This window comes from Paenibacillus sp. ACRRY (assembly GCF_022346995.1).
Taxonomy (GTDB): Bacteria; Bacillota; Bacilli; order Paenibacillales; family Paenibacillaceae; genus Paenibacillus.
The window spans coordinates 16030-36835 of the sequence record NZ_JAKRNM010000022.1; the positions used below are offsets into that span (position 1 = coordinate 16030).

Genomic DNA, 20806 nt, shown 5'->3' on the forward strand with positions numbered 1-20806 from the left:
ATAACGAAGGAAACCGGACGGCCACGTGAGCTATCCGGTCTATTTGCGCGCTATCTTCCGCTCCTTGTTTAACGGTTTGAGAACCTCATTCATTGGCGTATACAATTCGTGCTGCGCTTTTAGTGCCTTGTCAGATATGTGTGTGTACCGCATTACCGAGCGCATATCTACGTGGCCTAGAATCCCGGATAGATGGCGTAGGTCTCCACCGTTCTCAAGGAACAGCGTCGCACCCGTGTGCCTAAACAGATGGGGCGTAACTCTTACGTCTAGACCAGCGTTATCTGCGTGTTCCTTTATCCGGTCTCGTAGGCGATCATTGCGCAGCCTTTCCCCGTAGTTATTAAGTATGAGGTATTCGTTGTCAAAGTCCGCATTCTCACTCATAAGCTCTTTAATGAGGCGTAGAGTTCGTCTGGAAACCGGTACCGTGCGCCCACGCCTTGTCTTAACGGTACTTTCATCGAAATAGATCATTCCGAGTTTGAAATCTACGTCCGTATTCTTAATGGACAATACTTCGCCTATCCGCGCAAATGTGTCTATAAGGATATGAAGCGCAACGTAGTCTCGAAAACCTGCGTAAGTTCTTACGTTAGGGGCCGCGATCAACTTCTGCATTTCCTCTATCGTCAGTATGCGAAGTTTTCTTTGCGGCTCTTTTAACCTTCCAATTGACGCGGAAGGATCACGTTCAATGGCTCCTTCTTGAAGCAGAAACGAGAACATTGTTTTTAGTCTGCCCATTTTAGTGTTGATTGTTACGGGTGACAATCCTATAGTCTGCTCTTCCTCAGATTTATGTGCATGACCATCAAAACGACGGCACTCGTGAAGCATCCAGTGCATGTAGGAACGTAATACATCAGGGGTAACCGCTGTAATTGATCGCTCTATATTGGTCTTTTCCAAATAGCCGCAAAAATGGCGATAGTATTCCTCATATTGCTGTATCGTGCGCGGGGAACGTCCTTCCGCGGTTTTTGCATTTCTGAACAATTCGAACAAGTAATCAAGCTGTTTATTAGCTGCAACACTTTGTCTTGCAAATTTGTACTTCTTCCCAACTCGGTTATCTTTCATACCATCCCCTCCTAATATGAGTTATTACCAGATTAAGGAGAGGTAAACGTATAATAGGAGCATTTAGAACCTTGCTTTCATATTTTTAAGTTTCTTTTTGACGGAACAAGTTTGTGAACTGGACTGGATCTTGCGTGCTCTGCCTTTAAATCTTCATCCACTAACGCTACATACCTTTTAGTCATAGCCATTGTTGTATGCCCTAATGCCTTTTGAAGATGAAACGCACCGGCTCCGTTACGTATAAACTCCAAAGAAAAACAGTGCCTTAAGTCATAAGGGGTAATATGTGTTCCAATTCTTTTCGAATATACTTCCAAGCGGTCTCCCCAAGTATGCCTTGTCAGTTTATTCCCTTCATAACTGCAGAATATAGGGGTATCCTCTCCCCAATCTTCATGACGTACACTTATTAGACGTTTCAACGATCGAGCCGTAACCTGAGATCGGCAACTTTCTAACCTTTCGTGTTTTAGCGATTTCTGGACGAACGATTATTTCCAAACTTTTCTCTTTAAAATCCTTCGGTAGAAGAGACACGGCCTCCTTTGGCCTTATTCCATTATCTAATGTAAGAAGTATTAGAGTGTAATCACGGAGTCCTGCAAATGTATTCGTATCAGGTTGTTCCAATAATCTTCTTAAGGATTCAATATCGATCTCTACAATCCTACCCTCATCTTTTCGCTTTTTGAGCTTTGCAATTGGATTGTCTTGGATATAACCATTCTCAACACACCAATTCAAAAAGGTGCGGATGTATACTAGGCGATTGTTAAACGTTGCTGGTTTAACCTTTTGGGAGAAGTGATCGAGCAAGTTCATTTTTAAAGTTTCAGGCTCACCCCAAGAATCGGGGTATCGTTTCATAAACAATCGAAACTGCGCGTAATAATCTGAAGCCGTCTGCTCACTTACTCCTTGTACTACCTTCCACATGACAAACTCGTCTAACAGATCCGCCCACCCTTTGTCTTCTTTACTCAGATATTTTACCCGACCCATTTTATCACCCTTTCGTAATGATAAAAAATAAAGCGCACATCCCCGAAGAGACGCGCGCCTGATTGTTTGTATTTGTACGCACATTGCGTTATTATGTTTATCAGCTAAATGACCGATAAGTTTACGCTAAATTAGCGCGTGGAATCCAACAGTTTAACGGAACAACTACCGTACAGTTTATCGGAACCTCGCGACCAACGGCCGATAAGTTTACGCGAACAATAGTTCTAGTCATCGTCTAAAAACGTTGATACATCGCGCTTTCAAGACACCTTATGCTCAATTCTCAGCTTGTCGGCAACCATCGCGATAAACTCGGAGACATTAAATTCCCGTTAGTTTAATCGGTCAACGTTGCGCTAAGTTTGGCGGGAACTTTTGCGAAATTTATATCCGCTATTGCGATAAAGATTTCGTAAGTTTATCGGAACATTTAGCGAAAATTTATCGCTAAAGGAGGCGCTGATAAATGGCGCAGAAAACAACGAAATTTACGTTTGTATCAAAAGAGGGAAAAGCGATTAAGCTCGCGTTAGAAGATCGCATCGCGCAGTTTCTCGATTCAAAGCGCCGAGAACGACGCGCAGTTAAAACGATTAGTGCTTACGCGCAGGTACTAACGCAATTTCAAAAGTGGCATGAGCAGTGCAAGTACGACGAAATCACTGTCGAAATACTACGCGAGTATATCGATTATCTCACGTTTAAAAAAGTAAGATGGGACGACCACCCGACGAGCCCTAACGGAGCAAAAGGACTCTCCGCAAGGACAGTAAACAACGTCATCCGTAACATGCGCATATTCTTCAACTATTTAATAGAAGAAAAAATAATTACGTACAATCCGATGGAGGGCGTTAAGTACCAAGCAGAGGCACAAGATACCTTCGAAATTTTTACAGACGAAGAGGTTCTCCGGCTACTAAGCGCACCCAATCGAAGGGTTTATACTGGCCGCCGCGATTACTGCATGATGCTCGTACTTTGCGATTGTGGTCTTCGTATTAAAGAGCTCACAAGCTTACGCGTATCCGACGTCAACTTTAAGACGCGGCAAATCGTAGTCCGTGCGGAGACGTCAAAAACGAATACGACCCGTGTAGTTCCTATCTCTCCGTTAACTGCCCGCGAACTTGAAAGCCTAGTATCGTATATGGACGTCAGTGACGATGATCCGCTCTGGCTTACGCAGTTCGGCGAGCGTTACTTCGGAGACACCTACGCAAAGATGCTTAAGCTCTATGCGAAACGAGTGGGCGTTACAGGTCCGAGAGTATCCCCGCATACCTTCCGCCACTACTTTGCGGTTAAATATTTGCGGCAAGGTGGCGACGCTCTAAGTCTAGCGCGTATCCTCGGCCATACCTCGCTTAACGTTACGCAAATATACGCGAAATTCACAGGTTCCGACCTCCGCGAGCAGCATGATAAGGCGAGTCCGATTTCGGATCTGATAGATAAGGGAAATGAAAAGAAGCGCGGCAAACGGTTGTTTAAGTAGATTTACTCATATTTAACGTGGTAAAATATACAAGTAATAGAATATTACGAAGGGTGGTACTTATTTTGAATCTTGTCGAGCTACTAGAACGGTCGAATCAGGAACGAGACGAAATTGCCCAAAAGAAGCGGGACAGAGAGATTCAGGTGCAACGCTCTAGTGAGCTTGTGCCCGACGCATTCCGCATAGTTTTTGATGAGTTGAAAACTGCTGGTATAGTCAGTGGTATGTCAGCCATTCAAGGTTCAAAAGCTCAGATAGAAGTGCACGGCGTTCCACTTTCACTCTCAACTGCAGGTATTTACAGTGCCATTAAGGAAAACCCAGAGGTAAATGTAGTTGACCTAGTTAGGACACTTATTCTCGCTACTTATAGAAGCAGACTGGGATTGAGCAACACTAATATAGAAGAATAAACGAAGAAAAAGGCGCAGCCCTCAACGGAATTTAATCCGCGAGAACTGCGCCTTTATTTACGTATATTTCTATAGAGGACGCGGCCATTCCCAACCATGCCGCATGAAATTAAGCGCATATTCGCGCAAGTCTTCTAACTCCGCACCATCTAGCGTTACAGTCTGCAGGTATGCGCAACAGTCACCGGATTCATAGTCAATTACGACGTTTTCAATCATGCGGTCGTTGTCTTGTCCAAACACTTGATCGCGGAGATAATGGCCGGTCTGAGGCATCATTGCTGTTTCATATGTACGGACAACCTGCGTAGATAATCCGGTAGTTGTTTTAATCGTTTGGACGATAGTGACATCAATTGCAGACATAACGTGATACCTCCGTATATTCAATTACTTCAAGAGCTATGTATAACCAAATAGTACCATTGAACCACCTAAAAAGGAAAGCCCACCTACGGTATTCCTACGATACAATACGTAGATATCCGCAAGTGGGTCGCAGTTTTATTCCGCCTTCTCCGGTTTCTTGAACGTTGAGTACACGCCTGTTCCGATCAACGCATATGTTACGATGTCTACGCCGATTTGCCACATGCCGAAATCCGGAGCCACTCCGTACTTTTCGAGCACTTGATACGCGAGACCTACGGCTGCCGCGATGAACAGCGGATTAGTTAAACGTTTCTTCATATTACTTCGCCTCCTTTACGGGAACGGCGCCAACAGTTCCGAAGAATCCGCGCCGATAAAGCACGGTAATAAAACGGTAAAAGTCGTAGCTTCCGTCGTTTGCTGTATCGATCACGCCAGCCTTTTTCGCGGCCACACACGCAGCTTCGGCCCACGCGGGCACCTTCGCCATCTGTTCGCGTCCTTCTAACGTTTCGATCCGCTTAGCCTGCGCGGCTACCGTTTCCTGCAGCGTCTTGAACGCGGCTTTCTCTTCCGTTGTCATCTCGTCACCATCTCCGTTCTTTAATTTCGCAAGCTCTGCGGCTATGTCCGGAATGAACGATTTCTGCGCGGCCGCTTTCGAGTTGCCTGCGCCCCAAAACGCTGTGCCCGGACACGTCTTCGAGGACTTTCCGGCCGCATAATCGCCGAGCCACGTTCCGTCCGCTTTGTACCACGCGTGATAAACGATAGTGTTAACGGAAGGCGTAATCGATAGCTTTTCGCATAGGCACGCGTATAGATGGACGATCGTATCCCGTTGGGCCTCCGTCATCGTATCGCCGCCTTTATCGAAGTTGCCAACGTGCTCAATGCATAGCGCGCCAGTGTTTGCGCCTTTAATGCCGGCAGGCGTTGCGTTGAGATTACGGTCGAGACTGATCGCAATCTTTCCGTCCTCAAACGTTGTGATATTCTGGCCGGTTCCGGACCAACCTTGCGATAAGTGGAATGTACGCATACCTTCGAGACATGCGAAATGATCCTGTTGCGCGAGGCCAGCGACCATTCTACGCGTGACGTAGTTAGGCGCGGCCGTGTGGTGAACTTGGAGGCGTTCGATCTTCCGCGTAATAGTCTGCGCTTTGAGCCAGTCACGAAACTCTCGCCGCTCCATTAATAGAAAGTTTCCCTTCGTAATCATGCCGCGTCCTCCTCTTTCGGTTCGATATTCACGGCGCGTTCAATGTATTGCATCCGCATCTCCATCCGCTCAAGTGTCGATACGATGCGCGTCTGTACCTCTTCCGTTTTCGTAAGATGTTCCATCAAGCGATCCTCACGCGCCAAGGCTTCCGCTTTGTTCTCGTCAACAAACGCCATCAACTTCGCCTCACGTTTCTGCGCGTCTTCTCTATTCGCTAGCGTCTGTTCCTTCTGCGCGCGTAACATAAGCCATACGAGTACGCCGATAACGAGTACGGCAAACGGCATCCACGCGCCATCCTTAAGTAGCGTGATCGCAAGCGCTGATATTCCTGCAATGTCCATCACTAATCAACCCTCCCGATAACTCCGTACTAATGTGCGTTTTTGTTACGGACGTTGCCGCGACTAAGCTCGCTATGAATGTAATGACCAGCGCGAGCAGAACTAGGATGCGATATAGCTGCGTCTTGTTCACGGGTTCACGTCCTATCCGTAAAAATAAAAGAAGCGCCCGCTTAGGCGCTCTCTTCGAGTAATTCCGTTACTTGTGCGCGGAGTCCGTTAACATCCGGCACACTCTCAATCGTCCGCAGTCCTTTACGAATAAGTGACGCATAAATCGGTGCAATCGCAAGCATTAAACGTCGCCTCCTTTGAGCGCGTCAAGTTCTGCGCGCATATTAACGAGCTGCTCGTATACGTCGGCCAGTGCGAGTTGTGCGGTTGTCGTTTCTTCCTGCGATTGGATCAGCGCCTCAAACGTGGAGGCTAACGCGGCCTGTGTCGCGGTAGTTTCGGATTCTAACGTTGCGACTTTCGTTGAGAGTGCGGGTTGCGGTGATGTCGGTGTTTCGGGCTCCTGCGGATCAGGATACGTGAATAGTGGCTTTCGCGTCTCAATATCGACCTTAATAACGAGTCCACCATTTTCGAAATCCTGTTCGTAATCATTCGGAAGCTCAACCACGTCTAGGGTATTTCTCACTCTTTCTGCTAATCTCACATACACCTCAAAATCACGGTCAATAGTTGGTTGTATTTCATACCCAGAATCAAAGAAACCGCCAGTCATTTGAACGACTATCCCTGTATCTTTTTCGAAGTATATACGTCGTTTTAGGAACACATGATTTCCTCCTTTATCAAGCTATCGCCAGCCACGTCAGCGTCCCCGCAGCCATATTGTAAGCAAATGTCCATCCGTCAGCATTGATCGTGAAGGTATTGTAGTTCAAAAGGTTGCTACTGTAATAGATGTTAAAGTAACCGTTCCAATAGCTTGCAAGGTATGTCTGTGGGTTCCCGTTGTTCAGCTTCAACAAGACTATTGATGGCCGAAACGATAACCCGGACATGGACGGAGGGGTAGTACTCGTTAGAGTCATCGTCCCAGTCGCATAAGTCTTACCTTCCACCAAGCTCCCTACAACTCCGAATATATCGACTCCACTACGTATATTTGTAGCTATCAGATCCGCATCCCCAAGTATGTTAATTGCGCTACTATAATATCCGGCCGCCTTCGTTTGGTTCGATGTTCCTGGCGTTACGGTTCCGCCCGCACCGCGGTTTGCCATTGTTCCAGTCAATCCGTTAGCACTCGCGTTACTAAACGTTGATCCCGCCAATACTTGAGTCGCAGTAGCGTTACCTGTCGCACGGATTACTGCCGAAATCTTCGGAATAAGCTGCGCCCATGTTTCGCTTGTGGATGCCGTTACACCGATGGAGTTAAGCGCGGCAACCACATTCGCTTTTTGCTCAACCCCAAGCTGCTTTGCGGCAACAGCCTCGTCGTATGCCGTTTTGACCGCTTTAGGCGTTGCCGCCCGGTCCTCCAACGTACTATTTGTCGCGCTCGATAATTGCGTTTTACCTTTTACGGTCAGGCTCGCGTCAGGTATTGTTACCCCCGCAACCGCGTCGTCGATTGCCGCCTCGACCGCAGTATCCACCGCATTAGCCAGCGCATTCATATCCCGTGGAATGTCCGCAGTCATCGCGCCATCAATCAGCGGCAGTCCCAAATTCGGCGTCGTTGCCATCGTTATAACCTCCGATTGTAAATATCGTCGTATGTGTATCCGGTCAAGCCCGCATAAGTCACGCCGCTTCCCGTAAGCTCGCCGTAAGTATAGAAGCGGAATACGTACTTAATCGCCATGTGTGCCGGAATTATATCGCGTAGATTCGCTTTGAGCGCGTCGATTTGACTCGGCACTCCATACGCACCGACGAACGTGACTGTCAACGTATAAGCCGCGCTATCTACCGTCACATCTACGTCTCCGTTTGCGTATGCTTCCGCAACGTTCTCGATGAGACTTACGCTAATCTTACCTACGCCGCGCATTTTACCTCGCAGGACTTCGCGTCGCTGTTCGTAAGTTGTGCCGACTTCCGGAGTGACTCCAAATATCCGCTCCCACCTCGCTAATCCCCACGTTGCGCGGTCGATAAAGAACTGGTCGAGCACGTCGTAAATGTCTGCATTCAGCTTCGCAATTTCGATAGCTTCGGCGTTGAGCAGTCCGCTCGCTACGAGAGAGTCGCGGTAATACTGCGGGACATAATCGAGCATGTCGCGGTTAATCTCCGCTAAAGTTCTCACGTAACCGTCACCGTCCCGAGCACCGCAACCTCTCCGTTAGCTACGACTATGTTCGCTGTTCCTCCGTTAATCGTAAGATTGCGATAGTCAATAACGCGCGGCACGTCGAGAATTACGTTTGCGATCCGCGTGATCCGTACGAGTGGGTCCGCGAAAGCTAACGTAGCCAGATACGCGGTAATTCCCGCTTCAAGTTGCGCGCGTACTTCTTCGAGCGTATAGCCGGACTCTACGTCGACATCCACCGCGACATTAATCGGAACTTCGACCGCACCTTGAACGGTAATAATCGGGCCGCATGGCGCAACGCCTTCGCCGCGGCCGTCCTGTGTCGGGTCGATATACGTCTGAGCCGCGGTTACTACCGAAGGATCTGGCGAAGTTTTATCCGCACCAAGCAATACGACTTTGACCGTACCCGGTCCGTTCCATATCGGATACACAATCGCATCAGCTACGCCAGGTACTTCGAGCGCCCATTGGCGGTACTGATTCGCGTTTCCAGACGTGGCCGGACGTTGTGCCCGTTCTTGATAACGCGCGTATAAAGCCGCATCCGATTCCGTGTCGACGCCGCCTTCGAAATTGACCGCGTTAGTTACCGTAACGATTCCGACGAGATCGCCGACCATCGTATTTATAACACCAATTCCGACGTTACCCGCGGCGCCTGCGTCTTGCGCTTCTGCTGCGACCGAAATCGTAGTGCCCGCGATAGTTGCCGCCGCGGTTGTTACGAAATAGATCGGAGCATCTCCGCCAGTTGAAACAACTGTTCCCGCCGGGATTATCGTAGTATCCGGACCTGTGAACGTCACTGATCCGGAGGACTTAATCGCAGCCTTACGCACAAGACCGTAGTCAGACGCGCGACTATCCAGGTACGCTCCGAATGTCGTATCGGTAAATCCGTAGTTCAGAACGTTGTCGAGTTCCGCGTAAGCAAGCGATATCTCAATCGCAGCCGGCGACGCCAAATCGTACGTTACCGAGCCCGGCCGTTTGTCGATATCGTTAGGTGGCTCCGCAAGCATCCGTTCTAGGACCGCGGCCTTCGTTTGATCTTCATACGCCATTAAATCGTCACCTCCACCGGAATCGTTTCGTTATCTACTTCCACGAAAAAAGAGACGTACAATTTGTCCGCCTCCCTCGTTAATGTAAAGTCACGCACCGCAAGTATCCGGTCGTCATATATAAGCGCGTCCTCAATAGTACGCGGTATTTCCGTTTCTAATAGCTCGATTGAAACTTCCTGCCCGATTAGGTCGTCGAGCTCGCATCCGTAATCGTCGTCGAAGATTGCGAATCGGTAACGCGCAGTCCGGATCGCTTTATAGATGAACTGTTCGATCGCGGCTGTCCCGTCGACCATTCCGCCCATTTCGCCAGTCTCAACGTTTAGCGCGTATGTTTTAAGCGGAAGTATCTCGGCGACCTCCGTCTCAACCGTTTCCTCTTCGGGAATTTCTGCGAGTGGACTAAGCGCCATTCTCTACGCCTCCCCATCGGTCAAATAGTAAGTAATCTTGCCCTGCGTTAAACATGAATACGATAACGCGATCTCCCGTTTCGACGAGAGGTTCGTACTCGATCTCCGCCTCAGCACCGTTAATCTTAACTTTCCGCTTGTAGCCCGCGATATGATCCGGCACTACAATGTCATCGCCCTCAAGTTCGAAGTTGGCGTTATCAAGTTTTACGCGAATATTCGGAAGGGGCGCCGTGACTGTTCCGAACTCAACATCGACGTCTTTGTTATAACCGAGCTGCTTGACGATATCGCGCAGTTTACTTACACCGCCGCCGTCAATTGTTTCGAGAGATGCCATGGTATTACGCCCCTTTCTTCGCTTTTTCTTTCGCCTTTTTCTTCGATTCTTTTGCGGATTCTTTCGCTTCCTCGTCGTCTTCATACTCAAGCTTCGGAAGGTCGTCCGTCTTGGACAACGTAAGGTCCATCATGTGCGTTCCGTTAGAAAACGTATGAGAGTCCGCATTCACATAAAAGCCGCCGACCAGGTCCGTCATGCTTTCGAACGCGTAGACCGCTGTACCTGCGACTACTTCCGTTATGCCTAGCGCACTAACCGAGACGTCTTCCCTTACAGTGGACAGCTCTTTGAGGCGCGTCTTGGCTAGTTGCCGAAGTTGAGAAGCGTTAAGCTTCGAGTCCGCGCTCTCATAGTGCTGCATCAGACCGTATCTTTTCGCAAGCTCCGTATTTTTCTCCGTCGCGACAATCTGCTTCTCTTCGGACTCACCGCCGACCACTTTAACAGCCGTGCGCAACTCTTCGATTGAACGCGTCCGATTAGCGCTGACGATGTTTACGCCATCCTCGATCATCCAGCGTACAGCCGCGTCCTTCTTCTCTCGCAATCCGAGCTTTCCGTTCGATGCGTATACAACAAACTTCCGCCCGTTCTGCTTGCGAGTCTCCGTCAGCGCGGTAACCATCATGTCCCACAGCGATCTATTACGGAGGATCATCCGCGGGATAACATAACCGGTACTCGCGATAGAGCCCGTAGGAATCCCGAAGGATTTACAGAGCTCCGCGATTATACCACCCGCCGTCATCTTAACGAACTTACGCGTATCAACGTTTTTCGTGAGGTACACGTTTTCGTCATACGCAATAACCACCGCGTCTCCTTTATCCGTAATGTCGTACGTAAAGATAACGCCCCTGAACACGCCTTTTCCGTCGACGTATAAGCGCAGCTCCTTACCGAGCTCAAACGCTACCTCTTGATCTTCGCCGTTAAGCGTGTTTGACAAAGATAGCGTTAATGTACGGTGAGGTTGCGCCACATCTCCGGACCAGGTCGCCGTTGTTACGAGTGGTTCAACGTAATACTTCCCGTCATAAAGAACGCGAATTTGCGTACTCATTTCGGAATCACCAGCTTTTGGCCGGGCTTAATTGCGTTAGGATTCGCGCCGATAACGGACTTGTTCTTCGCGTAGATATCCCGCCACCTATCGCCATTTCCGTAGACTTTAGCCGCGATTTTAAACAGCGAGTCGCCCGACTTTACCGTGTAAGATGTCGGAGTCGTTCGTGTAGATGGGCGCGCAGGGTCTGTCGTAACTTTCGCGGCAGAAATATTCGTTTTACTGGCGTTTGGGTCCGATTTCTTCGCGTTCGGAATAAACGTATACTCCTTAAGCTGCAACGTGTAATAAACGTCGCCAGGCTCTCCGCCGCGCTCTTCGTACTCAAACGAGCGGATCGTTACCGCGATATTGATCGGCGTGTTTGTTACGATGAAACGTACGGGCCGCCCCGACTTTTGCCACCGTTCGATTGTCTTAACGAGCTCCCACGGGTCCTGCAGCTTCGAGTACTGGCAATACGATCCGTTGTAATCGCGCGGAAAGAACGACGATACCGTAAAGTCCTTCTGACGATTGTTGCCGAGAATCGTATATTCTCCGAGATTCGATACGTTAACGTCCTCGTAGCCGTACGTTGATGAAGCGTTGATTGTTTCGGGATTAACGGGAAGCCATAAGACTTCCGCGTTATTGTTATACTTGAGCCAGAATTGCGGCTTGCCTCTCGCCAAAATACCGCCTCCTTTCCGCTTACATCGCCAATCTAACCGCCAATGCGTTAGCAATCGCTTCGATATCGCTATCACTGCGCACAACAAACGTATTGCCGGTAACCGTTACCGTAGGACCGCCGCCTTGTCCGCCGCCGTTGCGGTAATCACGCGCTTCCTGAGACGTGAGGACCATTTCGTCCTGATGCAGACGCGTAGGATAGTTGTTATAAGGAACGCGGTCGAGTCCGCCGGAGAATCCGATAGCCTTCGTGGCTTTATCCCATAGGCTTTCTGACTTTTCAGGTGCTCCGATTGTGCCGCCCTCCACCATCGGTTTTCCTGGATTCTCTTTACTCCACGTATCCAGTTCTTTCTTCAACTCTGCCGTGGAGTTGTATTGCCTGTTAAACTCCTCCATTTGTTGTTTAGCTGGGTTCAGTAGAGCGACAACGTTTAGGTGATCTCTTATCCCCTGCATAATCCCGTCAGCGATCCCCTGCCCTACTTTAACAGCGACAGACGTGAGCGGTTTTATGGACCCTTCAATTGCATCGACTAAGAAGCCGATTAGGCTAGAGGTTACGTTTGTTGTTTGGGTTTTTCCACCAGCAGACCACCAGGAGTTGAATGCATCGCCAATCGAGTCGAAGACAAACCGCACCTTGCTCTCGAAGTCCGGCAGCTTTTTGAACTCTGAATTATTAACGAAATTGTCGTCAACGTACTTCGTCGCGGTATCAACCATGCTCTCGACCGCCGCTTGAATCTGCGGAGTATAACGCGCAATCACTTCGGCCGCACCACTCGCCAGTCTCCTAACCGTCGGCATCAACGGAGTCAACGCCGCAATCTGCAACGTCTCTAATGCACCACGGAACTGTTCGATCGCACCGGCCGCGCTATTCATCTTCTCTTCCGCAACCTGCAGCGCTGTAACCCGCCCCATCTCGTCGTAGAATCGCTGGATTCCCTCCGCGCCTTCTTTGAACAAGATATTACCGGCACGAATCGCATCTGATCCGAAGAGTTGATACATGTAGTACTGACGTTGTTCGCCCGTTAAGTCTTTGAATCGATCACGCAAGATTCCGGCTACGTCCGTGAGTTTCTTGATCTCACCGCGCTCATCATAAAACGCAGAGTGTACGAGGTTATTCGCCATCAAGAACTTTTGCGTTTCCTTAGCGGCCTTGCTCGTACCGACTTTAAGTCCGTTAACGCGCGCGACGTATTTCTCAACGTCTTTCGATACTTGGTCCAGCGATGTTCCGGTCGACTTAATACCCTTCTTCGCGAGGAACTCCATCGCGGCATTCGTATCCACCGTTAACAAGTTGAATTGATCGAACAACGCGTAAGCCTTGTCGGTCATCGGCACCAAGTTCGCAATCATCGTTTTCAATGACGTACCCGCATCGGAGCCTTTGAGTCCGTTGTTCGCGAAAATACCGAGCGCCGCGTTCGTATCTTTAAACGTCATGCCTACGCCGGCCGAAACCGCTGATACTGCCGCGAGTGAGTAGCGCAATTCCTCAACGCTAGTTGCGGAAGCATTCGCCGTTCCTGCGAGAATATCCGCAGCCTGTGCCGCTGTCATGCCGTCTTTCTTAAACGCGTTGAGAGCGGTCGACATGATTTCCGCAGCATCCGCAAGACCCAACGAGCCTGCCGTCGCGAGGTTAAGCGCTGCGTTAAGTGCGCCCGCCTGTACCTGTGCCGGAGTCAGACCGGATTTTAGCAACTCTTCGATACCTTGCGCAGCTTCAAGCGCAGAGTACTTCGTCTTCGCGCCTTGTTCGAGAGCCAACGCCTGCATCTTCGCCATCTCTTCGGTCGACGCGCCGGTTAGCGCTTTGATTGACGCAATCTGTGCCTCGAACTCGATCGCCTTATTAAACGAGTCGCCTACGAAATCGCCTACCGCCTGCACTCCGTTTGTTACCGCGTTAAACAAGCCCATGCCGCCGGCGAACGCAAATCCGCCTTTGAACATGCCTTTTAGCGAGCCGAATACGCCGCCGAGTTTATCAAGTGACTTCGCAGCTTTCTCCGTATCCCGAACGAATTTATCGTTAGGGCCGCGCAATCGTCCGAGGGAATCGCGGTAGGTATCGGTACTGCGTTTGGTTGCGTCGAGCTGGCTCTTTACTTTGCGGAGCTTACCGGACATTTGATCGTCTACTTTAAGCCGCGCTACTAAATCGAAAGCCATTCGTCAGTTACCTCCTTCCCGCTCGTTCTCGTTCGGATTCTTTGCGCGCCTTGTCTTCGTCTTCAAACTGCACGAGCATTGACGCGTAAATAAACCGGCGGTGGCGGCGATCCTTTGCGTAGATTTCATCAGGCGTTATTCCGTGCCGTTGGAAAATCTGATGCAAAACACCTGCCTCGCCGCCCGCCCTGATTAGTTTTTTGCTTCTTCCAGTTCCTCTTCTTCGTCTGCACCGAAACCGGACAAGTCGAGAATCTTACCGATCAGCTTTGCGCGTTCGCCGGGAAGGATCGCTTTATGCACGCAGTCCGCCGCGTCCGTAGCTCCGTAATGAGCGAGCAACGCCTTGTTAGAGAAGTCCGGGTCAACGCAGCCCTGTACTATAATCAAGTTGTTATACAGGTCGTCGTTTAGCTCGCGATTCTTGCCGACAGTTGCCTGCAGTCTCACGCGTTCCAATTCCGCATTTGTAAGCGACTTGACGGTCAATTTCGCTTTAAGCCGCGGGATATAAACTTCATCCGTTACTTCCAGTTGAGCTCCGAGTAGTGCATCTAATCCTTTTGCCATTTATGTCAACCTCCGATTATTTTCGTAATTAAAAACGGACCACCCGAAGGCAGTCCGATGGTTTGCGTTACTAAGCTGATGGGCGGATTTTATCCAGGATCTCGTAGCCGGAAAATACGAACGTGAACTCTTGCTCAACGATCGTCCCAACTTCGTAGTTGATAACTGGAATCCGGTCGAAAGTTACGTTTTTCAGACGTACACGATACGCGCCAAACGATTCGGGATCGTCCAGCTTAACGACGAGCTCCGTTACGTACGGTGAGCTTACGTCGTCGGTGACTTGCGCCATCTTCTCGATCCACTCGGAAGTTACGAGATATCCGTTAATCGAGCCGCTACCTTTCAGCGTAGTGGTCTTGTTGCCGAGCCAGCGCGTGCCGGCGAGTTTAATCTCTTCCATGCCGATTTCGATATTTGCTTCAACGCTGGTAACGTTAGACAACCATACGCCGTCCTGGTCGAATAACTGACCGTAGTTACCGCTAATTACGCGCTTTGCATCCAAAGTCATTCTCTCACCGCCTCGATTAGATATTTACCGTGATAAAGATGCGTTCCATTGTGTCTGTTTCCGTATAGCTAACCGCAAGGAAAACGGAGTCTCCTACGCTTGGACGTTGCGGATCGAGCATTACGACAGGGTTCGTAAGTACAGCAGCGCCCAACGATTCCAGGTACGCTTTTACGGCGACAATCAACGTTGCCTGACCGTCCGCGTTATTCGGAAGCTTGCCGATATAACTGTCGGTGGCTGTGCGCGAGATATCGTTCGTAATCGCCTGTTGGGTACGGATCGATTTGATCTTGAGGCCGCTGGTTACGAGGCCCTGCTCGATCTTCACCTTCGCGCCATCATTCGTAAATAACAGCGAGCCGGCCGCAAGTGCTGCGATTGTTTGCGAGTTGGTCAGGCGCTTCGTCACGTCTTCGAGTGGAAGTTGATCGTAGGTGATTGACTCACTAATCGGAGTACCTGCGATATCACCTGCGATATAAGGCGCGTACTCAGACGAGTTGTACGTAACACCGTTGACAATACCGCCGCTAATTACGTTGACGATGTAGTCATCTTCGTTAAGCGTGGAGCGAGCGTTACCGAGCGCAGGGTCTGCGTCAGATACTTCGTCTCCGCCGATGACAACGATAAAGTGTTTACCTTCGTCACGATTGCGCGCTACCCACGTTTTAGTCGCGGCTTGTTGTACGGCGTCAAACTCTCCGTCGAACACGAACACGTTAAACGGACGCGCATCGAAAGCCTCACGCATGTCTGCGTAATCGTCCGCAACGGATGCGTCAGGCAACGTGTATACGAGAACGTCCTTTGCGCCGCCGGCCAACGCGAGCAAGACCGACTGAATATTCGCGCTGCCGAACAAGCTGACCGCGTCTGCTTCGGACTCGACCGTATAGAACGATTTCTCAACCGCTGTGCCGGCGTAAGTCAAAAGCGGGATTGCGACTGTACCGAGTGTGCCTCCGCTAATCTGAGCGGCTGCTGCGCGGACAAAACGCATGTAAATGCCGGGACGAGTCGGTAAATTTGATGGGTCCCAAGTTGCCATGCAATGACCTCCTTTAAATTGAAAAGAGCGCCCGAATGGACGCCCTAGTTAAATCGTGAATTAACGTTCTGAATAAGCGGATATGTTTGTTGCGGTCGAGACTGACGCGAGGTTAAGCGCAGTATGCCAAGCGTAGAGTACTCCGCATTAGTAACCGCGGCCTTATCCGTACTCGCTTTCGCAGGCTGTCCGTAAACGAACGAGTCTACGCGCGATCCGACGGAGGCTAACCGTTGTTCGGCGTAAAATGCCGTGGACAACGCGTCCATAACTGCGAAAGAATCTTGCGGCCTGGCGCTGTAATAGATGAGCTGATACTCGCGCTCGATACGGTAGTGGTAACCGGTCTCGTTCGTAGGCGTTCCGTTGAGATAGCGGACGACAAAAAGGCCCGAAGTCGGCGAGAGCGGCGCGGTTTGTTTCTCAACGCGTGCTCCCGGAACAACGGACTTAATGAACGCCTCAATGGCGAGCAATTCGCTAGTTGTATCAGCCACGTTACCACCCCTTCGCTTTGAAGGCTTGCATAAGCTCGCGTTCTATGTCGCGAATCCACTGGTCGCCGTTTTTCTCTGCAGGAACATCGAGGAATTTCTTTTCGGTGCCTGGCGTACGGAGGTCCTTACCGCCCGCGTCCTCTTCGTGGATGTAGTAAGCGTAGTTAAATCTTCCGCCTCTCCATCGTTCAGTCGCGTTAGCACTAATCTCTCCGACGTACCCGCTGCCGGTCTCCTCGATTTCATGCGTCGTAATGGACTGCCGCAGAGTTGACTTATCAATCGGCGCGACATCTACGGCTTCCCGTTTCCAGTTATCGAGCGCGTCCTGCATGGATCTTTTCGTCGCCTTCGCAATATCTGCGTCAGTTCCGTCGAGCCCTCGTATGAGCTTCGAAATGTCAAAATCAAGAGAGAACGCCATTTAAACGTTCACCTCCGTAATTACGACGCGGCTGCTTACCATACGACGCGGCTTTATCGCTATCGGCTTACGCTCGATCGTTACACCCAATTCGTTCGTATACGTAATCGTGTCGTCGTAGCTGATATCCGGTAGCTTATCGACCAGTATCGTCATGCTGGAAACAGCCTCCTCTCCGTAATTGTTGACTACAACTTTCGTCTGCTCAGTGACTCGCGCTTTATATTCGACAACGGCTCCGTCAGTTGTATCGCCCCATCCATCGCTCACACCCGCTTTTGTAACGGTGATTTTCTGGTACATTCCGATTAACGGCATTATGGAATCAGCCTCCCAAATCTGATTTTAGAAAGCCTTACGCCGTTTTCATCGCCAATTAAATCAAGCGCTGTTTGCGGAATCTTCTTCTTCAAGTCATCGTAAGGCATCGAAGTGGTTCCGTCCTTAAAATTAACGTTGAAGACTCCCGTCAGGCCGAATGTGGATACGCCTTGTTGCTGCATTCGCAAAAGGTCGTTATACATGATCGATAATACGTTAGCGAACTCGTATACCGCTGCGTTAGGTATCGTATATTTGGGATACGCACGAGCGAGCGTTGATCCGGCGACGTTTAACATTCGTGTTTTTCTCGCGTCATCGCTCGCCTGCCAATCCTCGATATCGATACAGTTCGCGTTAATGTACGCATCCGCATCGGGTATTACGTAAGCCATTCGCCACACCTCCGTTTATTTTGCGGAGGGTTTGGCTGCAGCTTTCCGAGGTTTGGGCGCTTTGGGCGCGTCCTCTTCTTGCGGTGGCTTTTCCTCCGGTTTTGCTTCCGACAAATAGCCGTAGTCGTTAACGAGAACCCTGCGCAGGTTTTCGTCTTCAACTACGGCCGTGCCATTTTGGAATTTTACGCCGCACGTAACTCCGTCATAATTCGGATTCGGCGTTTTGATTACGAACATCTGCGCACCTCCCGATTATTAGACGATGATACCGGACAGACGAGCAGCGGATTTACCGTCGAACAGCGCCATACCCGTGTAGAACTCGATACGCGTACGCAGAACTGGCTTATCATGTACCTCGCCCAAATCCGTTACTTGTACGCCGCCGTTAGTCAGTCCGGAAGTATACTCGTCTGCTCCGAATTTTACCGCGTAGATGGAGGTTGTGTTCGTAGCTGTACCGGTAGTTTCGTTGTGGCCGATTACTTTACCGCCAGCAGCGTTATCTCCTGCATCGAAGATTGGGACACCGTTGAATGCAATTACCGGTTTACCGAATGCATCCACGCTGTTTTCGTGGAATCCGAGTTTTCTTGCGATCGTGCTCAAACGGATCTTCGTTTTGGAGTCCATGTACAATGCATCCGCACGTCCTCGCGTTTGATACAACAGCGTTTCAAGTGCCTCAAGGAATAAGTCGTAGTTACCTTCGTCTCCGATATTTAGACCATTTGTAGCTGCTGTAATGACTTGAGAACCGGTAAGACGTTTCTTCAATCCATCGAAAGACTTGGAGTCAGTAGCGATATCGCCATTGAAGAAGGTATCTTGGAATTTGAATGCCGCCGCTTTTGTTTTCAATGCGGTCTGAATCGCACGCTGATCGTTAACATTAGAACGCGTCTGCTGGATAAACTTATCGACGTCAGCATCGCCGCCCATGATGGACAGAGATTCAGTCAATTGGTTTACAGCGCCTGTAGATTCCACATAACCCTCGTTAACTCCACGGAAAGCTACTCCAGGCAAAGATGCTTCACGATTGTACGCATATGCGTTACCTTGGATCTCCATAAACGGTAGGTACTGAAGAACAGGCGCGTTCTGAACGAAGGTTTCGATAACACCCTGTTGAAGCGTGTCCTGTGAAAGTTTTGCGGACTCTAAAAGTGTCAATGCCATTGTTAAAAATCCCCCTATTATTTATTGATAATAAAAAAGAACCAGTAAGGTTCTTATTTGTTACTCGTACTCGAATATCCGAGAGCCATCTTACTGCGCGCATCCATTACGGAGGTATCAATCTTACGGTTGCCGCCGTTGGTCTCTCCGCCAATTGGGCGTGAGCCTACGCTTTGCTCCGCAAGATACGGTTTTGAAGAAATTAGCGCGCTAATCACGTCGGCCATTCCCGCAACATTGCCGAAATCATCGACCGTAACTCCGGAAATATCCGCCAGCTTAAACGCGTCCTCAACCGCATCCGGCCGGATCTTTTGCTCTCCGGTTGCCGCCAAAGCTTTAAACTCCGCTTTAACAAGGCGCTCATTCGCCACTTTCAACGCGTTAGTTCGAGCTTCCTCGGCTTCCTGTGCGCGTTTCTCAGCGGCTTCTTTCTCCGCCGCGTATTCCGGCTGCTTACCTTCCATCTCCGCTAACTTAGCCTTAATATCCTCGTAATCCTCGCGTCCTTTACGGTCACGCATGAGCCTTTCACGGACAATTGCGTCTAGTTCAGACTGCGTAAATGTCTTCTCAGGTTCTTGCGGTGTCGGTTCCGGATCTCCTTCCGCAAAGAGCTGCAGATTCATCGGAAACTTAGTGCGAATATGTTCGGTTTTCATGATTGTATCCTCCCGCGTTTTAGCGCCGCGTAGCGCATAGTATCCGTCAGTTTAACGACGTAACGTCGGTCGTGCGCGGTTAATAGTTAACCAACGCGTTAAAAATCGCACTTGCTAGGTCTTGATGTCCGTAGTCGTTCATGTGGATATCGTCACTTGCGATGAATTGAAGCGTATTTTTGGCGAAATTAAAGTCTGCATGCCAGCGTCCAAACGCATCCAGGAAGGCGATGTCGTTCTCTTCCGCGAGCTCTTTATACACGCCGACGTATGCTTCCAAAGGGATAGTCTGAGATATACCTCGAAGGCCAGCCGGCATGAGTACAACGTCTCCGAATTGCTTTGCCCGAGTAATTAACGTTTGAGTCTGTTCTTTGAATGTCGCAAGTGGCGTCTGCGAGTTAAAATCGTTAGATGAATAGCAAATAAGCGTTAACGCCGGAGCCCATGCGTCGATTTCCGCGTACAAAAAGTTCTCACCGAGTGCTGCGGAAGTTTTTGATCCGGTTACCCCGATCGCGTTTACTCTAACGCCTGCGGTGGCCGACTTACCTTCGTAAGCGCCGATTATCGTTAGCCCGTGTGATGCGGAAGTAACTGCCGTAACGGTGATTACCGCTGTATGCGCGCCGTCCGTCAATCCTGACGCAACGGCAAATGCTTTAGCTGCCGAAGCTGTCCCCACCGTGGTTAACGTCTGCGCGGTGCCTCCGTCGATTGCCACCGAGAAGCTTGCGCCAAAAGTTCCAGTTACGAGCATAAGTGTTAACGACGTTCCGCTGAACGACAGAGTCGCGGTGCTGCCTACCGTTGACGATTTTTTCGCTTGAGCTCCAATAATTCCGTAGTTAGCTAGAGCGGCCCATGTACCTGCGAAGGTCCAAAACTTGTCGTAGTGTTGCGGAATAAATCCGCGCCCGACATCTCCGTACTTACTGGCGAGTTGACTGCGTAATCGGCCGCTAAAGCTTTTGACTAGCGAGTTCTGCGTAATTGCCAAATTACCCGCAACGCCCCCACCTCCCGAACCGACTCCTACTACGGAGCTACTTCCGATTACGTTGAGATTGGCGATAATATCGCCGTTTGCTACTTTGGCTAGTGCTGAACGCCATCGTGACAAACCTGTTTCTCCGTTGTACAGAAAGCCCTGCTGCTTCCCTGCTTTTTCTGCCTGCGTAAGTGCCTTCCTCGCGC

At 50.0% G+C, this 20806-nt stretch carries 30 protein-coding genes; 2 read left to right on the forward strand and 28 right to left on the reverse strand.

The features are described 5' to 3' along the window. Window positions 1-39: 39 nt before the first annotated feature. The 3 genes from MH144_RS30100 to MH144_RS30110 all read right to left on the reverse strand — a co-directional run bounded on the left by MH144_RS30100 (window position 40) and on the right by MH144_RS30110 (window position 2088). Window positions 40-1083 carry a tyrosine-type recombinase/integrase gene (locus MH144_RS30100; protein ID WP_239305813.1) on the reverse strand — a complete coding sequence of 348 codons (1044 nt, stop codon included), beginning with the start codon at window positions 1081-1083 and terminating at the stop codon, window positions 40-42. Window positions 1084-1160: 77 nt separating this feature from the next. After that, a complete protein-coding gene (locus tag MH144_RS30105) occupies window positions 1161-1508 on the reverse strand; it encodes a tyrosine-type recombinase/integrase (RefSeq protein WP_239305814.1) in 348 nt (115 codons plus the stop codon). Continuing rightward, a complete protein-coding gene (locus tag MH144_RS30110) occupies window positions 1480-2088 on the reverse strand; it encodes a tyrosine-type recombinase/integrase (protein WP_239305815.1) in 609 nt (202 codons plus the stop codon). Before MH144_RS30110 ends, MH144_RS30105 begins: the two co-directional genes overlap by 29 nt. Before the next feature lie 469 nt (window positions 2089-2557). Between MH144_RS30110 and MH144_RS30115 the strand changes: the two genes are divergently transcribed. Beyond that, window positions 2558-3589: a tyrosine-type recombinase/integrase gene (locus MH144_RS30115; protein ID WP_239305816.1), complete on the forward strand. Its 1032-nt coding sequence runs from the start codon at window positions 2558-2560 to the stop codon at window positions 3587-3589. A gap of 65 nt (window positions 3590-3654) precedes the next feature. Continuing rightward, on the forward strand, window positions 3655-4005 hold the full coding sequence (locus MH144_RS30120; RefSeq protein ID WP_239305817.1) for a hypothetical protein: 351 nt from the start codon (window positions 3655-3657) through the stop codon (window positions 4003-4005). A 69-nt stretch (window positions 4006-4074) separates the two neighbouring features. Here the strand turns inward: MH144_RS30120 and MH144_RS30125 are convergent, their stop codons facing one another. The 25 genes from MH144_RS30125 to MH144_RS30245 all read right to left on the reverse strand — a co-directional run. After that, window positions 4075-4371, reverse strand: coding sequence for a hypothetical protein (locus MH144_RS30125; protein WP_239305818.1), 297 nt, complete (start codon window positions 4369-4371; stop codon window positions 4075-4077). A gap of 138 nt (window positions 4372-4509) precedes the next feature. Next, window positions 4510-4695: a hypothetical protein gene (locus MH144_RS30130; RefSeq protein WP_239305819.1), complete on the reverse strand. Its 186-nt coding sequence runs from the start codon at window positions 4693-4695 to the stop codon at window positions 4510-4512. A 1-nt stretch (window position 4696) separates the two neighbouring features. Next, entirely contained in the window at window positions 4697-5602 is a 906-nt protein-coding gene (locus tag MH144_RS30135) for a peptidoglycan recognition protein family protein (protein WP_239305820.1), read from the reverse strand. Next, a complete protein-coding gene (locus tag MH144_RS30140) occupies window positions 5599-5952 on the reverse strand; it encodes a hypothetical protein (RefSeq protein WP_239305821.1) in 354 nt (117 codons plus the stop codon). Before MH144_RS30140 ends, MH144_RS30135 begins: the two co-directional genes overlap by 4 nt. Before the next feature lie 170 nt (window positions 5953-6122). Continuing rightward, a complete protein-coding gene (locus tag MH144_RS30145; protein WP_239305822.1) occupies window positions 6123-6245 on the reverse strand; it encodes a CD1375 family protein in 123 nt (40 codons plus the stop codon). Beyond that, complete coding sequence (locus tag MH144_RS30150) at window positions 6245-6733, reverse strand: hypothetical protein (RefSeq protein WP_239305823.1); 489 nt, start codon at window positions 6731-6733, stop codon at window positions 6245-6247. Before MH144_RS30150 ends, MH144_RS30145 begins: the two co-directional genes overlap by 1 nt. Before the next feature lie 16 nt (window positions 6734-6749). Continuing rightward, complete coding sequence (locus tag MH144_RS30155; protein ID WP_239305824.1) at window positions 6750-7652, reverse strand: tail fiber protein; 903 nt, start codon at window positions 7650-7652, stop codon at window positions 6750-6752. A 2-nt stretch (window positions 7653-7654) separates the two neighbouring features. Then, window positions 7655-8218, reverse strand: a complete 564-nt coding sequence (locus MH144_RS30160; RefSeq protein WP_239305825.1) for a putative phage tail protein — start codon at window positions 8216-8218, stop codon at window positions 7655-7657. Beyond that, window positions 8215-9252 (reverse strand): baseplate J/gp47 family protein, encoded by a 1038-nt coding sequence (locus MH144_RS30165; RefSeq protein WP_239305826.1) that lies wholly within the window; start codon window positions 9250-9252, stop codon window positions 8215-8217. The genes MH144_RS30160 and MH144_RS30165 overlap by 4 nt, the downstream gene beginning before the upstream one ends. A gap of 41 nt (window positions 9253-9293) precedes the next feature. Beyond that, window positions 9294-9710, reverse strand: a complete 417-nt coding sequence (locus MH144_RS30170) for a DUF2634 domain-containing protein (protein ID WP_239305827.1) — start codon at window positions 9708-9710, stop codon at window positions 9294-9296. Further along, window positions 9700-10050 carry a DUF2577 family protein gene (locus tag MH144_RS30175; RefSeq protein WP_239305828.1) on the reverse strand — a complete coding sequence of 117 codons (351 nt, stop codon included), beginning with the start codon at window positions 10048-10050 and terminating at the stop codon, window positions 9700-9702. The genes MH144_RS30170 and MH144_RS30175 overlap by 11 nt, the downstream gene beginning before the upstream one ends. A gap of 4 nt (window positions 10051-10054) precedes the next feature. After that, window positions 10055-11116, reverse strand: coding sequence for an XkdQ/YqbQ family protein (locus MH144_RS30180; protein ID WP_239305829.1), 1062 nt, complete (start codon window positions 11114-11116; stop codon window positions 10055-10057). Further along, window positions 11113-11793 (reverse strand): LysM peptidoglycan-binding domain-containing protein, encoded by a 681-nt coding sequence (locus tag MH144_RS30185; RefSeq protein ID WP_239305830.1) that lies wholly within the window; start codon window positions 11791-11793, stop codon window positions 11113-11115. The genes MH144_RS30180 and MH144_RS30185 overlap by 4 nt, the downstream gene beginning before the upstream one ends. A gap of 19 nt (window positions 11794-11812) precedes the next feature. Next, window positions 11813-13987 (reverse strand): phage tail tape measure protein, encoded by a 2175-nt coding sequence (locus tag MH144_RS30190; RefSeq protein ID WP_239305831.1) that lies wholly within the window; start codon window positions 13985-13987, stop codon window positions 11813-11815. Window positions 13988-14179: 192 nt separating this feature from the next. Next, on the reverse strand, window positions 14180-14557 hold the full coding sequence (locus tag MH144_RS30195) for a phage tail assembly chaperone (RefSeq protein ID WP_239305832.1): 378 nt from the start codon (window positions 14555-14557) through the stop codon (window positions 14180-14182). A 70-nt stretch (window positions 14558-14627) separates the two neighbouring features. After that, window positions 14628-15071: a phage tail tube protein gene (locus MH144_RS30200; RefSeq protein WP_239305833.1), complete on the reverse strand. Its 444-nt coding sequence runs from the start codon at window positions 15069-15071 to the stop codon at window positions 14628-14630. Between the two features lie 16 nt (window positions 15072-15087). Continuing rightward, window positions 15088-16125, reverse strand: coding sequence for a phage tail sheath subtilisin-like domain-containing protein (locus MH144_RS30205; RefSeq protein ID WP_239305834.1), 1038 nt, complete (start codon window positions 16123-16125; stop codon window positions 15088-15090). Between the two features lie 44 nt (window positions 16126-16169). Beyond that, window positions 16170-16622, reverse strand: a complete 453-nt coding sequence (locus MH144_RS30210) for a hypothetical protein (RefSeq protein ID WP_239305835.1) — start codon at window positions 16620-16622, stop codon at window positions 16170-16172. Between the two features lies 1 nt (window position 16623). Further along, window positions 16624-17046, reverse strand: coding sequence for an HK97 gp10 family phage protein (locus MH144_RS30215; RefSeq protein WP_239305836.1), 423 nt, complete (start codon window positions 17044-17046; stop codon window positions 16624-16626). Beyond that, the gene (locus MH144_RS30220; protein WP_239305837.1) at window positions 17047-17364 is read right to left on the reverse strand and encodes a hypothetical protein; all 318 of its coding nucleotides are present in this window, start codon (window positions 17362-17364) and stop codon (window positions 17047-17049) included. Further along, window positions 17364-17762 (reverse strand): hypothetical protein, encoded by a 399-nt coding sequence (locus MH144_RS30225; protein ID WP_239305838.1) that lies wholly within the window; start codon window positions 17760-17762, stop codon window positions 17364-17366. Before MH144_RS30225 ends, MH144_RS30220 begins: the two co-directional genes overlap by 1 nt. Before the next feature lie 15 nt (window positions 17763-17777). After that, window positions 17778-18002 carry a hypothetical protein gene (locus MH144_RS30230; RefSeq protein WP_239305839.1) on the reverse strand — a complete coding sequence of 75 codons (225 nt, stop codon included), beginning with the start codon at window positions 18000-18002 and terminating at the stop codon, window positions 17778-17780. Between the two features lie 18 nt (window positions 18003-18020). Further along, window positions 18021-18947, reverse strand: a complete 927-nt coding sequence (locus MH144_RS30235; protein ID WP_239305840.1) for a major capsid protein — start codon at window positions 18945-18947, stop codon at window positions 18021-18023. A gap of 53 nt (window positions 18948-19000) precedes the next feature. Then, window positions 19001-19609, reverse strand: a complete 609-nt coding sequence (locus MH144_RS30240) for a scaffolding protein (RefSeq protein WP_239305841.1) — start codon at window positions 19607-19609, stop codon at window positions 19001-19003. Between the two features lie 79 nt (window positions 19610-19688). Further along, on the reverse strand, window positions 19689-20806 hold a 1118-nt coding region (locus MH144_RS30245), incomplete at its 5' end, for an SGNH/GDSL hydrolase family protein (RefSeq protein ID WP_239305842.1).